Annotated in this window: 11 protein-coding genes; 5 read left to right on the top strand and 6 right to left on the bottom strand. The window is 62.8% G+C overall.

The genetic code is table 11. The features are described 5' to 3' along the window. Positions 1–276 precede the first annotated feature (276 nt). The 3 genes from ttdA to BN3789_RS03200 all read left to right on the top strand — a co-directional run bounded on the left by ttdA (position 277) and on the right by BN3789_RS03200 (position 3,367). A complete protein-coding gene (ttdA, locus tag BN3789_RS03210; RefSeq protein WP_066829845.1) occupies positions 277–1,176 on the top strand; it encodes a L(+)-tartrate dehydratase subunit alpha in 900 nt (299 codons plus the stop codon). Continuing rightward, positions 1,173–1,793 (top strand): L(+)-tartrate dehydratase subunit beta, encoded by a 621-nt coding sequence (ttdB, locus tag BN3789_RS03205; protein WP_066829842.1) that lies wholly within the window; start codon positions 1,173–1,175, stop codon positions 1,791–1,793. Before ttdA ends, ttdB begins: the two co-directional genes overlap by 4 nt. A gap of 206 nt (positions 1,794–1,999) precedes the next feature. Continuing rightward, on the top strand, positions 2,000–3,367 hold the full coding sequence (locus BN3789_RS03200) for a citrate:proton symporter (protein WP_066829839.1): 1,368 nt from the start codon (positions 2,000–2,002) through the stop codon (positions 3,365–3,367). A gap of 148 nt (positions 3,368–3,515) precedes the next feature. Here the strand turns inward: BN3789_RS03200 and BN3789_RS03195 are convergent, their stop codons facing one another. The 6 genes from BN3789_RS03195 to BN3789_RS03170 form a co-directional block, all read right to left on the bottom strand. Then, positions 3,516–4,466, bottom strand: a complete 951-nt coding sequence (locus tag BN3789_RS03195; RefSeq protein WP_066829836.1) for a DMT family transporter — start codon at positions 4,464–4,466, stop codon at positions 3,516–3,518. Positions 4,467–4,756: 290 nt separating this feature from the next. After that, entirely contained in the window at positions 4,757–6,250 is a 1,494-nt protein-coding gene (locus tag BN3789_RS03190) for a glycoside hydrolase family 1 protein (RefSeq protein WP_066829833.1), read from the bottom strand. Positions 6,251–6,340: 90 nt separating this feature from the next. Continuing rightward, positions 6,341–7,735 carry a PTS transporter subunit EIIC gene (locus BN3789_RS03185; RefSeq protein ID WP_066829830.1) on the bottom strand — a complete coding sequence of 465 codons (1,395 nt, stop codon included), beginning with the start codon at positions 7,733–7,735 and terminating at the stop codon, positions 6,341–6,343. Positions 7,736–7,948: 213 nt separating this feature from the next. After that, positions 7,949–8,770 carry a MurR/RpiR family transcriptional regulator gene (locus BN3789_RS03180; RefSeq protein WP_066829821.1) on the bottom strand — a complete coding sequence of 274 codons (822 nt, stop codon included), beginning with the start codon at positions 8,768–8,770 and terminating at the stop codon, positions 7,949–7,951. A gap of 220 nt (positions 8,771–8,990) precedes the next feature. After that, on the bottom strand, positions 8,991–9,938 hold the full coding sequence (locus BN3789_RS03175) for a DUF4037 domain-containing protein (RefSeq protein WP_066829818.1): 948 nt from the start codon (positions 9,936–9,938) through the stop codon (positions 8,991–8,993). After that, entirely contained in the window at positions 9,935–10,849 is a 915-nt protein-coding gene (locus BN3789_RS03170; protein WP_066829815.1) for a radical SAM protein, read from the bottom strand. Before BN3789_RS03170 ends, BN3789_RS03175 begins: the two co-directional genes overlap by 4 nt. Before the next feature lie 174 nt (positions 10,850–11,023). Here BN3789_RS03170 and BN3789_RS03165 point away from each other — a divergent pair, with 174 nt between their 5' ends. Together BN3789_RS03165 and BN3789_RS03160 are read left to right on the top strand one after the other, a co-directional pair. Next, complete coding sequence (locus BN3789_RS03165) at positions 11,024–11,740, top strand: FadR/GntR family transcriptional regulator (protein WP_066829813.1); 717 nt, start codon at positions 11,024–11,026, stop codon at positions 11,738–11,740. A gap of 140 nt (positions 11,741–11,880) precedes the next feature. Further along, entirely contained in the window at positions 11,881–12,585 is a 705-nt protein-coding gene (locus BN3789_RS03160; RefSeq protein ID WP_066829810.1) for a FadR/GntR family transcriptional regulator, read from the top strand. Positions 12,586–12,610: the final 25 nt, after the last annotated feature.

Here is a 12,610-nt window from a genome sequence, read left to right as displayed (position 1 = left end):
TTAGGTCCCTGCACAGCGCACCCCATGGGAAAAAACGAGGGGTGCGCGGCGAATGCGCAGGTAGAAGGGCGCAGCCCTACGGTCTGCCGACTTTATGCTCCTCGTGGCCCCGAATGCGCCGCAACAGTGCTCCCGGTCTGTTCATCCGCGCCTGCCGATCCTTGATAATCGGAAGGCGCTGCGTGCTCCGAAACCGTACCCTTCATGGTGTCGAGAGGCGGGAAACACCTCAGGTGACCTGCCGAAACAGCACAGATAAAGGGAGGTTGAGTCAAGGTGGAGAGAAGTGAGAACTTGGAGCGGTTGACCAACATCGTCTCCGACTTCACGAGCCTGGTGGGCAAGCGCCTGCCGGACGACGTCACGGCCAAGCTCAAGGAGCTGGCGGCGACGGAAACGAATCCCATGGCACAGATGATCTATCACACCATGGCGGCGAATCAGGAGAAGGCCTGGGAGCTCAACAGGCCGTCGTGCCAGGACACGGGCCTCATCCAGATGTTCGTGAGCGTGGGCAGCAAATTCCCCTACATCGACGAGCTCGCCGATGTGCTCAAGGAGGCCGTCTTCCGCGCGACGAAAAAGGCGCCGCTGCGCCACAACACCGTCGAGACGTTCGACGAGAAGAACACCTACACCAACGTGGGCACCAAGTCTCCGTGGCTGTACTGGGACATCGTCCCGGGCGACGACAAGGTCAAGATCCACGTCTACATGGCCGGCGGCGGCTGCTCGCTGCCCGGCTCGGGCAAGACCTTCATGCCCGGTGAGGGATACGAGGCGGTCGTGAAGTTCGTGCTCGACCTCATGACCTCCTACGGCCTGAACGCCTGCCCGCCGCTCATGGTCGGCATCGGCATCGGCACCTCGATCGACTCGGCGGCCTACATGTCCAAGCTTGCGCTCATGCGCCCGGTGGGCAGCCGCAACGAGAATGCGCTCGCGGCCCAGCTCGAGGAGGAGCTGATCGAGGGCATCGACAAGATCGGCCTCGGCCCGCAGGGCCTCGGCGGCACGAAGTCCGTCATGGACGTCCACATCGAGAACTCCGCGCGCCATCCGTCCGTCCTGTCCTGCGCGGTCAACGTGGGCTGCTGGTCGCATCGCCGCGGCACCATCGTGATCGATTCCGACCTGAACTACGAATTGCTTACGCACAAGGGGGTTGAGCTGTGAAAAAGGTACTCCATACGCCGATTTCCGCAGAGGATCTGAAAGACATCCACGTCGGCGACGTCATCTATCTGACCGGACACATCACCACCTGCCGCGACGTCGCGCACCGTCGCCTGATCGAGCTCGGCCGCGAGCTTCCCATCGATCTTGACGGAGGCGCCATCTTCCACGCCGGCCCCATCGTGCGCAGCACGAAAAACGAGGACGGCACCGAGACCCACGAGATGATCTCGCTCGGCCCTACCACCTCCATGCGCATGGAGAAGTTCGAGAAGGAGTTCATCGAGCAGACCGGCGTCAAGGTCATCGTGGGCAAGGGCGGCATGGGCCCCAACACCGAGGCGGGATGCAAGATCGGCCCCGCCATCCACTGCGTGTTCCCTGCCGGCTGCGCGGTGCTCGCCGCCACCGAGGTGGAGGAGATCGAGGACGCCAACTGGCGTGAGCTCGGCATGCCCGAAACCCTGTGGACCTGCCGCGTGAACGAGCTCGGTCCTCTGATCGTCTCCATCGACGCCGAGGGCAACAACCTGTTCGAGCAGAACAAGGTGACCTACAACGAGCGCAAGGAGGCCGTGCTCACCGACCTGTACGACAAGGTTCACTTCATCAAGTAGTCTCTCCTTTTTGATGCGGAAGGGGCTTTGCGCCCCTTCCGGAAACCCCGCTGCGCGTCAGCGCTTTCAAGGGTGCCCCGATCGGCCGCCCTCGCGCCGGATGCGCCCCGCGATGGGGCACCGGGCGCCGAATGAACCGATCGCCGGCCCCGCTCTTTTCCTTCCCACAACGAAATAACGTGCATGACGTAGGAGGTGTATACCCCTTGCTGACCTTTTTGGCTTTTGCCATGATCGTGAGCTTCATCGTCCTGCTTTCGATGAAGAAGCTCTCGGTATTCAACGCGCTCACCCTGGTGCCGCTTGTGTTTGGCGTCATCGCCGTGTTCGCAACCGGTGCCACCATGTCCGACCTGTTCTCCTGGATCAAAGATGGCATTTTCTACACGGTCGACTACGAGGGCCAGAGCACATCGATGGGCGTCATTTCGCCCGGTCTGACCATCCTGTTCTCGATCCTGTACTTCGACCTCATGCTCGGCGTCGGCCTGTTCGACCCCGTCGCGGCCTTCTTCATCAAGATGGCCAAGGGCGATCCGCTGAAGGTGCTCATGTCCACCGTGATGGTCGCCTCGGTCGTATCGTTTAACGGCGATACGACCACCACGATCATCATCTGCACCTCGGCGTTCATCAACCTGTACCGGCAGATGGGCCTGAAGCTCATCTACCTGGCGATCGTCATCGTGGCGCCCATCGGCATCTGGAACCAGCTCCCGTGGGGCGGTCCCACCATCGCGTCGGCGACCGCGCAGGGCATCGAGGTCAACGAGCTGTTCGCCACCTTGCTGCCGGGCCTGCTGGCCGCGCAGGTCGCCGTAATCGCCATCACGTACCTGCTCGGTAAAAAGGAGCGCAAGCGCCTGGGCTGGTCCGCTGCGGACGCCAAGGCCGTGTCGCCCGAGCAGCTCGACCAGATGATCGCCGCCGTGCGCGATAAGGATGTCGAGCTCAAGCGCCCCAAGCTGTTCGCGTTCAACCTCGTTCTGACCCTTGTCGCCGTCGTCCTGCTCATCCAGGGCGAGATCCACGGCTCGATCATCTTCATGCTGGCCTCGGCCATCGCGCTGGTGGTGAACTATCCCAAGGTGGAGGAGAGCTCGCAGCGCCTGGAGGATCTGGCTGCCGACGTGCTGCCCACGGCCGTGATCACCTTGGGCGCGGGCGTGTTCTCCGGCGTGCTGACGGGTTCGGGCATGGCGACGGCGCTGGCGAACTTCATCGCCGGCATCATCCCGACGCAGCTGTCGAGCCATATGGCGCCCATCTACGCGGTCATCGCCACGCCCGCCGTGTGCTTCCTGCCGCAAGATGCGTTCTACTTCGGTATCGCGAGCGTGATGAAAGACGTCATGGCGCAGTTCGGCATCAGCGCCACGCAGGCGGCGGTCGCCTCCATGGTCGGTCAGTCGTTCCGCCTGGTGAGCCCGGTCATCCCCGCCCTGTACATGCTGTGCGGCGAGTGCAAGCTCAACTTCACGGACTTCATGAAGGAGTACGGCAAGTACTACGGCATCGCGCTGCTCGTTTTGTACCTGGTGGTGTACGGCGTCGTCGGTGCGCTGCCGTTTTAGGGAAACTCCGACCGCTTCATTCGACGCCGCGGGGCGCCTGCCGCGAAAGCGATCGGCCGGCAGTTCCCCGGGCATCCTTACAATGCTCTCCCTTTTCCGTGGCGGGGTGCGCAAGCACCCCGCTTGCTTGCGTTGACGGCGGGTACCGCTACTTCGCTCGTTCCGTCTGCGGGACGCGGTTCACGATGACGATGCCCGCCGTGATGAGGACGAGTGCGACGGCGGTCTGCTGCCAGGGCAGGGTCCCCGCCTCGCCGAGCAGGATGCTTGAGAGGATGACGCCGAAGATGGGGTTCATGAACCCAAAGATCGCGACGCGCGACGTGGGGTTGTATTTGAGCAGGACCGACCACAGCGAATAGGCGATTCCTGATACGAACGCCAGGTAAATCAACATGCCGATGCCGGCCGGATCGATGTGGGGGATGCGCCCGCCCATGCACGCGCCCGCCCCGGCGAGAACCAGGCCGCCGAGCACGAACTGGTATCCGGACAGCGCCACGGGGTTTTCGCGCTGCGAGTAGATGCGGATAAGCGAGGAGGACACGGCATAGGACAGGGACGCGACGAGGATGAACCCCTCGCCCGTGAGCGTCATGGCGCCGCCGAGATCGCCGGTGAGGTTCACGAGCACGACGCCGGCGAACCCGATCAGGCAACCTGCGAGTTTGCGGGTCGTCATGCGCTCCTGGCGGAACACGAGCGTGGCCACAAGGATGGTGAGAAAGGTGCTCGATGCGTTGACGATGGTGCCCTTGACGCCCGACGCATGGGAGACACCGATATAGAAGAACGCGTACTGGACGATGGTTTGCGCGAGGGAGAGGCGCACGACCATGCCGAGCGAGCCGCGTTTGATGCGGACGGGTCTGTGCTCGGCGATCGACGCCGCCGTGAGCGCGATGACGCCGGCGAGAGCGAAGCGCAGCCCGGCGAACAGAAGCTCGGAGGGCACGTCGGCCGACGAGATGCCAAGCAGCGCATAACCGGTCTTGATGCAGGGGATGGCGCTTCCCCAGAACGCACAGCAGACCAGGGCGAGCAGGCATACGCACCAGGTGCGGGTGAGGATGGGTTGTTCCTGCCGCTGCGGCTCCATGGGCGTCTCCTTGGGATCGGGGTAAAACGCACCCATGGTAGCGCGCGCTGCCCGACGCGGCAATGGCTCGCGAGGGAGCTGAAAAACCCCTGCCCTCCTTGCGGCACTGCACGTCCTTCATGCCTGAATGCGCCGGGCGAATCGCGTGGAGCAACAGACAGTCGATTGACGAGACGGCGATGTCGCCTGACGGCAGATTCCGGTGAAGCATGCCGAGTGCGGTACCACAAGGAGGCAGGGGTTGGAGGGGGCGGGGCACCGCGCGGTTGGGGTACCCCGTCCGGCAGATGTTAGGCGAGGTCCTCGCCGTTCGAGGCGATGACTTTCTTGTACCAGCCGAAGCTCTTCTTGCGGAAGCGCTTAAGCGAGCCGGTGTTGTCGTCGTTGCGGTCGACGTAGATGAAACCGTAGCGTTTCTTCATCTCACCGGTCGAGGCTGAGATGAGGTCGATCGGACCCCACCAGAGGTAGCCCATCAGATCGACGCCATCGATTTCCACGGCATCCTTCATAGCCTCGATGTGCGAACGTAAAAAGTCGATGCGGTAGTCGTCGTCGACCGTATGGCCCTCCTTCAGCATGTCGACGGCGCCCAGACCGTTTTCCACGATGAACAGCGGCTTCTGGTAGCGGTCGTACAGGTTGTCGAGCGCGTTGCGCAGGCCGACCGGGTCGATGGTCCAGCCCCAGTCGCTGACCGTGAGGTACGGGTTCTTGACCCCTAGGATCTCCTTCATGGGGGAGTCGGGGTCGACGAGCGGGGTGGTGGGGTCGGTCGAGACGGTGGTCGAGCGGTAGTAGCTGAAGCCGATGTAGTCGACGCACCCCTCGCGCAGGTCGCGCTCGTCCTGCTCGGTCATGCCGATGTCGATGCCCTCGCGCTCGTAGCGCTTGAGCTGGTAGCTCGGGTAGTACCCGCGCGCCTGCACATCGGAGAAGAAGTAGCAGCGGTTCGCGAGCTCCCAAGCCTTGTGCACGTCCTCGGGCCGGCAACTGTAGGGATAGACCATGCCCTGGCTGAAGGTGAGCATACAGCCGATCTGGTTTTGCGGGTCGATCTCGTGGCCCACCTTCACCGCACGTGAAGAGGCGACGAGCATGTGGTGCGCGGCACGCATGGTGACCTTGGGGTCGGAGGAGGCGAGGCCCGCGCCCAGCCATGCATTGGTGTTCATGACGTTGATCTCGTTGAACGTCATCCAGTAACGGACCTTGCCGCGATAGCGCTCGAACAGCGTCGTGGCATAGCGCACAAAGCAATCGATCGTTCTGCGGTCCGTCCAGCCGTTCCATTCGTTCACGAGCGCGAGCGGGGTCTCGTAGTGGCTGATGGTCACCACGGGCTCGATGCCGTGCTCGCGCAGGCAGTCGAAGACGCCGTCGTAGAATGCAAGGCCGGCCTCGCAGGGCTCTTCCTCCATACCGGTGGGGAAGATGCGGCTCCAGGAGACGGACAGGCGCAGGGCCTTGAAGCCCATCTCGGCCATGAGGGCGATATCCTTGCGATAGGTGTGGTAGAAATCGATGCCATCGTGGTTGGGATACCACTCGCCCTCGATGGGCGCGAAGGTGGAGCCTTGGGGCGGCTCGTGCAGGTCGCCGAAGAACTCGAGGTGGCCGGGCTTGCCGTCGGGCCCCACATAGGTGAGGGTACGGCTGCGCTGGGCGGTGCCGCCGGTTATGACGTCGGCGATGGAGGGGCCGCGGCCGTCGGCGGTCCAGGCGCCCTCGAGCTGGTTGGCGGCGGTGGCGCCGCCCCAAAGGAAGTCATTGCGAAAAGACATGGGGTGCTCCTTGTCGGGCGGCATGCCGGCGGGCTGAACGTTTGGCCGGCATGCCGGAGTTTCGTGGGGACGAGCGAATGGGTCGGTGCTTTAGGCCTTCTTGGCCTGCGCGTCCTCATCGACGCCCAGGATGAACGAGACGATGAAGGCGACCGCGAACGCGATGGCGACCGTTGCGATGGCGATGACGATGTTCATCGGGTCGTCGCCCATGAAGGTCGGCAGCGCCGGGATGCCGGGGGTTGCGAAGGCATAGCGCTTGAGGTGCATGATGCCGGCGAACAGGCCGCCCACCGCGCCACCGATCATGCCGGCGATCAGCGGCTTGTGGAACTTGAAGACCACGCCGTAGAGGGCGGGCTCGGTGATGCCGCACAGGGCGGTGATACCGGTGGAGATGCTCATCTCGCGGTTCTTGGGGTTCTTCACGCGCAGGGCGGTGCCCAGGGTCGCGCCGGCGATGGCCATGTTGGAGGCGAGCATGCCCGGGCCGCAGACGGTCTCATAGCCCATAGCGGCGCGCTGGATGGTCTGGAGCGAGGGGAAGATGGCCAGGTGCATGCCGGCGAAGACGAGCAGCGGGCAGACGGCGCCGACGATGGTGGGCACGAGGATGGGTACGTTGGTGTCGAGGAAGGACAGGATTGCAGCGAAGATGCCACCGATCCAGCTGCCGAGCGGGCCGATAACGATAAGGGCGACCGGCGCGGTGATACCGAGCGTCAGCAGGGGCTGCAGGACGGCTTTGACCACGTTGGGGGAGACCTTCTCGGCGAAGCGCTCGACAAACGACATGAACAGGATCGTGAGGATGATGGGCAGCACGCTCGAGGAGTAGTTGTAGAGGGTGACGGGGATGGAGAAGAAGCTCACTGGCTCGCCCGCGTTCACCAGGGCGGTCCAGTTGGGGTGCAGAAGCACGCCGCCGACGATGCCCGCGATGTAGGGGTTGCAGCCGAATTTGTTGGCGCTCGAGAAAGCGAGCAGAATCGGCAGGAAGTAGAAGACGGAGTCCGCGATGAAGTTCAGGATGTAGTACTCCTGCGAATCCGAGGACAGGCCGAACAGCCCCATGATGAGCAGAGCCGCCTTGACCATACCGCCGGCGGTGATCGCCGTGATGACCGGGGCGAAGATGCCGGTGACGGTGTCGAGCAGCATGCCGACGGAGAAACCCTTCTTCTTGGACTCGCCATCGTCAGCAGCTTCGTCTTCCACGCGTGCGGGGTCGGCGACGCCGACGCCCACGATCTGTTCGACCTCCTTGAAGACCTCGTTGACCTGGGGGCCGATGATGAGCTGGGTCTGATCGCCCACTTCGAGGGCGTCGAGGATCCCTTCGGTCTCCTTGGCGGCGGCGAGGTCGGCCCGGCTCTTGTCCTTCAGGCGGAAGCGCAGCCGGGTGAAGCAGTGCGTCACGGTCTCGACGTTTTCCTTTCCGCCGACGAGGCGCACGCATTCCTGCGCGAACGTAGCGTTGTCCATCTGTTGCTCCTATTCGTCAGATGATTCGTTGCCGCTCCCGGGTGCGCGGCGCTTTTGACATCTCGTATCCTACGGGCTGGAAGCTCGGTTGAGGACATCAAGGGGTTCCGCAAGCTGGAACTTGGTTCCATGGCATGAAACCGCAGGTAGATGCTTGTTATGACGAATTGGAGCAAAAGGCCCCACATCTGCTTGCGTGGCGAGCGGTTGGATTTAGCGGGCGAACGGTAGGCTGCCGTCGACCCCATCGGGATGGTGCAGCCGCCAGTAGTGCAAGACGATCGTGTTGGCGGCAAGCTCCATGGCGAGGTTTCCGGCGGACAGGTCGCGGCCGAGCCCGCAATCGATGATGGCGTCGATGGGGATGGTCGGCGGCAGCGTCGGCTGCGAGGTGATCCAGCAGATCTTGCAGTGCTCGGGGCGCTCGAAGGGGCCGATGTTGTCCATCACGCGATGGAAGATGTTGCCGAACAGCGAGAAGACGATCAAAAGGGTATCGGAATCCAGGCGGCTGAGTATCTCACGTTGCTCCTTGGCGTACGTGTAGGCCGTGATGACGCGACCGGTGCCGAAGAGGTTGTGCTGGAACATGCAGGCGATGTCTCCCGACTGCTGCCCACCCATGACGATGACGTGCTCGTATTCGTCAAGGTCGGCGGCGATCTGGGCGAGTACGGCATCGTCGACGTGCTCGGCGAGCTTCAGCGCGTTGCGTGCGACGCTCGCCGCGTAGTTCTCGAGCAACGTTCCGTCGGGGTTGGAGATCTCCGAGGCGGGGAGGTAGTACTTGGTCGCATACTGCCGCTGGAACCGGAGCGCGTCGAGCTGGAACTGCCGGAACGTGTCGTAGCCGAGTTCCTTGCAGAACCGGTTGATCGAGCTTTTCGACACGTTGCAGGTGCGCGCCATCTCGGGCTCGGTCAGGTGGTCGATGCGCTCGAGGTTGCTTAGGACCCACATGGCGATCTGATGGTTGGTCGTGTGGTAGGACGTGGTGTTGATCATGCCGAGCAGCGTGGTTCCGATATGGTTCACATTCTACCTCCTACGTGCTATATTCCATCGTGCCACTCAGTATAATCCCCCATGCGTTTCCATGCGGATTGGGGGTTGTTTTTCCGGTCGCCATCCTGCTGTGGGCGGCGGATCCCACGGGTTTATGGTCGTTTGTAGCGTTCGGGTCCAGCGGGGTATCGGAAGATGAGCGCAGCGGGCATAACCGGCGCCCACTCCTCTCTTGGCTGAAGGGTAGAGGTTAATCGATGAGATCCAGGGCACGTAGCGACGGGCTCTCGATATGGCGGGCCACCTCGGTCGCTTGATCCATCAGCCAAGGTGATACGTTGGAGCTCAGATGCGCCGCATCCAGCGCGTCGACGAGCATCTTGGCGACCTCTTCGATTCTGGCGACAGAGGCCGCCGCATCGCCCCCGCGCACGAGAGCGGCGAGGTCTTCGAGATGCGCATGCGCCCGTGCGCCCACCTGTCCCAGATCGAGCAATTCCCTCGCCACCCATTTGTAAAATGGCCGGTATCGGCGGGCGAGGGCGTAGAGAACCCCGCAGACCGCCTCGTTGAAGCGGACGAGGGCCGACAGGGCGGCAAGGCTGTCGCCGCGCGCCGCCTGACGCGGAAAATTGTATTGGCCCGCCTGCGCAGCGCGGGCAAGGTTGGAGGCGATACGGTGCAGGCGCACGTCGTCGGGATAGTAGGCAAGCAGCTGCTTGCGGATGGCGGAAAACCGACCGCTTCCGTCGTAGAACACGCGGCCGTTGGTCGCTGCGGCGAGCATGGCCTCGCGCGCCTGTAGCCACCCGGTGGAGTCGTGAGGCATGCCGGATGGGAGGAAACGCTGGTAGAAGATCTCGATGTCGAAGACGCCGACGCGCGGCGGGGTTCCAGGAGGTGTGGCCGGGCGAGGCGCTATGCCTTCCATATACCGGCTTGCGACCATGTTATAGCGCCGCTGCAGCTCGCCTCCGAAGCGCTCCCAATCCGAACGCATGAGCCAGATGCAGCAGCCTGGTCCCCAGTCGTGATCGCGTGATATGGCGTCGTCGTAGCCCCAGCATTCTGAGCCCTCGCCCACGAGGCCCGCCGCGACACGGCGCCCAAGGCCGGCGAGCTCTCCTTCAAACAGCTCGGCTCGGTTGCGCTGCCAGAAGCGCTCGGCAAGGGCGAGCCCCGGTCCGGAGGCGCTCATCGCTCGAGTCCCGGGATGCGTCCATGCAGACTGCCCTCGGCGCCCTTGCTCGGGTGCGAGGCGAGCAGCTCGGGACCGAGGGCATCGCGTCCCGCTCTCAGGCGTTCGAGCAGTTCTGCCTTGTCGCGCGGCAGCCAGCCGGCCACAGGTACGGGGTTCGAGACGTGCAACCCGAAAAACAGACAGCCGTCGAGTTCGAGTCCCTCGAGGAACAAGATTTCCTCTTCAAGATACTGGCCGAGCGTGCACTCGGTGAAGCGCCCGGCGGCGACCTCGCGCTCCAAGCGGGAGCCCGGGTCGACGTGGAGCGGCGAGACGAACACAAGGGTCGGGTTCGTCTCGTTGACTAGGGCTGCGTTGGCGGTTGCATGCTCGGCGATTCGGTCGGGTCCGGCGGCGGCCGTGATAATGTTGGTGTTGAAGGGGAGGCCGGCGGCGGTGAGGCGCGCGAGCTCGCGCCGGGCCTTCTCGGCGGTGTGGCCCTTGTTCATATAGGCCAGGACGTCGTCCAGCCCGGATTCGACTCCTATGTTGATTTCGGCATAGCCGGCCTGCGCGAGTGCGGCGAGCTCCCGGTCGGTCTTGTGTGCGATGTTGTCTACGCGCGCGTAGGCGCCGATGGATTCGGCTTGTGGCAGATAGCGGTGAACGAGTTCGGAGATCTCAAGCAGCCGATCGCTGGAGAGGGCGAAGGCGTCGCCGTTGACGAGGAACACGCGGCGCGCATCGGGCCAGATGCGCGCCGCCTCGATCAGGTCCTCCTCGATCTCGGCGAGCGGCGATGCGGAAAACGGCGTGTCCAGGTACATACTGCAGAACGTGCAGCGATTGTGGCTGCAGCCGCTCGTGGCCTGAAGGAGCAGCGAATTCGCCTCGTAAGGAGGGCGATAGGTTAATCCGGTGTAATGCATGTGTTCCCCCTTGGGATGTCGGCTACCCTTCGCCGAGTTCTCCTGCGCTCTTGTTCGGCAGACCCTTGAAATCGTGGGCTTTCTCTCCTAAAGTGAGTATGAAATGAATGTAGAACATTTGCAAGTAGTATGTTCTCGGGGCATTGCCCCGTCTGCGTAACGGAAGGAACACCGATGGACTACAGCAGCCTGTTCGCCGAGCTGCCAAAAGGCTCGCTTTCCGATATCATCGTCGACCGCATCACGAACGCCCTCATCTCGGGTGAGCTCAAGCCGGGCGATCGGATTCCCACCGAGACTGAGTTTGCGGAGAAACTCGGTGTAGGCCGTAACGCTGTGCGTGAGGCAATCAAGGTGCTCGTCGCGTTCGGCGTGCTCGAGATTCGTCGCTCTGCGGGGACCTTTGTGGTCGACCACTACAAGACGAGTCTGCTGAACCCCATGATCTACGGTCTCATCCTGAGTGAGCACTCCATGAGCGAGCTGCTCGACGTGAAGATCGCGCTGTCGAATTCGGTCATGTATCTCGCCATGAAAGAGGCGTCGCCTGAGGACATCGCCCATCTGCGCGAGCTCGGCGAGACGTTCAGGACGGCGATGAACGATCCGGGGACCGACAACGAGGCGTGCTATCAAGCAAGCCTCGCATTCAACGAGTTCTTGGGGAGCATCACCCACAATCCCATGCTCGATCAGCTCGATAGCGTGGTACGCCGCATCGCCGCCTTTACGCGCCATGCGGCAATCGAGAAGTCTCGCGAGATCGGTGAACCCGACCTGCTTCCCGCAAACTACCTCAAGGAGGTCGACCTTATCGAGGAGGGCGGCCAGAGCAAGATCGCGGACTTTATGGACGAGCGCATGGAGCTCTGGAAGCGCCTGCTTCTGTAAACGCGCGACCTTGGCTGAGCGAGAGGGCGTCTGGGCGCATCATCTAATTACCGAAAGATGGTGTACCGAGACGCCCTTCTCCTATAGGACTGATACAATGGGCAGGAACATAGAACATAGGATGTAGGGAGAGACATCGTATGGCACGTTCCTCGCTTACGGGATCTTTGCGGACGAAGAACATATCCAAGATTATCATCGAGCGCGTTGCCACGAGCTTGGCGACCGGTGAGCTCCAACCGGGCGAACGCTTGCCCTCCGAGGAGGAGTTCGCCGCTCGCCTCGGGGTGGGGCGCAGCTCGGTGCGCGAGGCCATCAAGATTCTCGAGGCGTACGGCGTGGTTGAGATCAGGCGCGCCGACGGGACCTACATCGTCGACGAGTTCCATGGCGGGATGTTGAAGCCGCTGGTCTTCGGAATCCTTCTGCGGCGTGGCAACGGTCGAGACATGCTTGAATTGTGCGAGCGCGTGATCGGGCTCGCGGTGCCCGATATGGCGGCATCTCCCGATGCCTCAGCGATCGGTGCCGCGTTCTCAGAGTTGAAAGACGCCTCACTGGAAGCACCGGATGCGGTCGCTTCCGCTTTGACGCAGCTCGCATGCGCTTGTGCTCGCGGCGTCGCCAATCCGCTTCTGCGTGAACTCGTTTGCGAGGTCGTGCTGATCGCCTCCTATCAAAGCGCTGTCGCCATCGAGCGCATCTTCCAGGAAGATGGCCTCTCCACCATTTATCAGTATGGGCTGGAATTTGCGGAGTCCATCCTTATGGGCGATGAGAAGCTGGCAATGAGGGTGTTGCGGGACGGTGGCGCTCTGCTGCTTGCGGTTACCAAAGTCGATTAACACCTCTAAACACTGCATCTGACCT

It is taken from the genome of Collinsella ihumii (assembly GCF_900046475.1).
Taxonomy (GTDB): domain Bacteria; phylum Actinomycetota; class Coriobacteriia; order Coriobacteriales; family Coriobacteriaceae; genus Collinsella; species Collinsella ihumii.
The sequence above is the reverse complement of the archived record's forward strand: the minus strand, read 5'-3'. Positions and strand labels throughout refer to the sequence as shown.

Excerpts from the sequence above, each read along its gene's own strand:
- BN3789_RS03190 (WP_066829833.1), bottom strand. The coding sequence starts at position 6,250 with ATGTCTTTTCGCAATGACTTCCTTTGGGGCGGCGCCACCGCCGCCAAC.
- BN3789_RS03165 (WP_066829813.1), top strand. The coding sequence starts at position 11,024 with ATGGACTACAGCAGCCTGTTCGCCGAGCTGCCAAAAGGCTCGCTTTCC.
- BN3789_RS03170 (WP_066829815.1), bottom strand. The coding sequence starts at position 10,849 with ATGCATTACACCGGATTAACCTATCGCCCTCCTTACGAGGCGAATTCG.
- BN3789_RS03175 (WP_066829818.1), bottom strand. The coding sequence starts at position 9,938 with ATGAGCGCCTCCGGACCGGGGCTCGCCCTTGCCGAGCGCTTCTGGCAG.
- BN3789_RS03185 (WP_066829830.1), bottom strand. The coding sequence starts at position 7,735 with ATGGACAACGCTACGTTCGCGCAGGAATGCGTGCGCCTCGTCGGCGGA.
- BN3789_RS03195 (WP_066829836.1), bottom strand. The coding sequence starts at position 4,466 with ATGGAGCCGCAGCGGCAGGAACAACCCATCCTCACCCGCACCTGGTGC.
- BN3789_RS03160 (WP_066829810.1), top strand. The coding sequence starts at position 11,881 with ATGGCACGTTCCTCGCTTACGGGATCTTTGCGGACGAAGAACATATCC.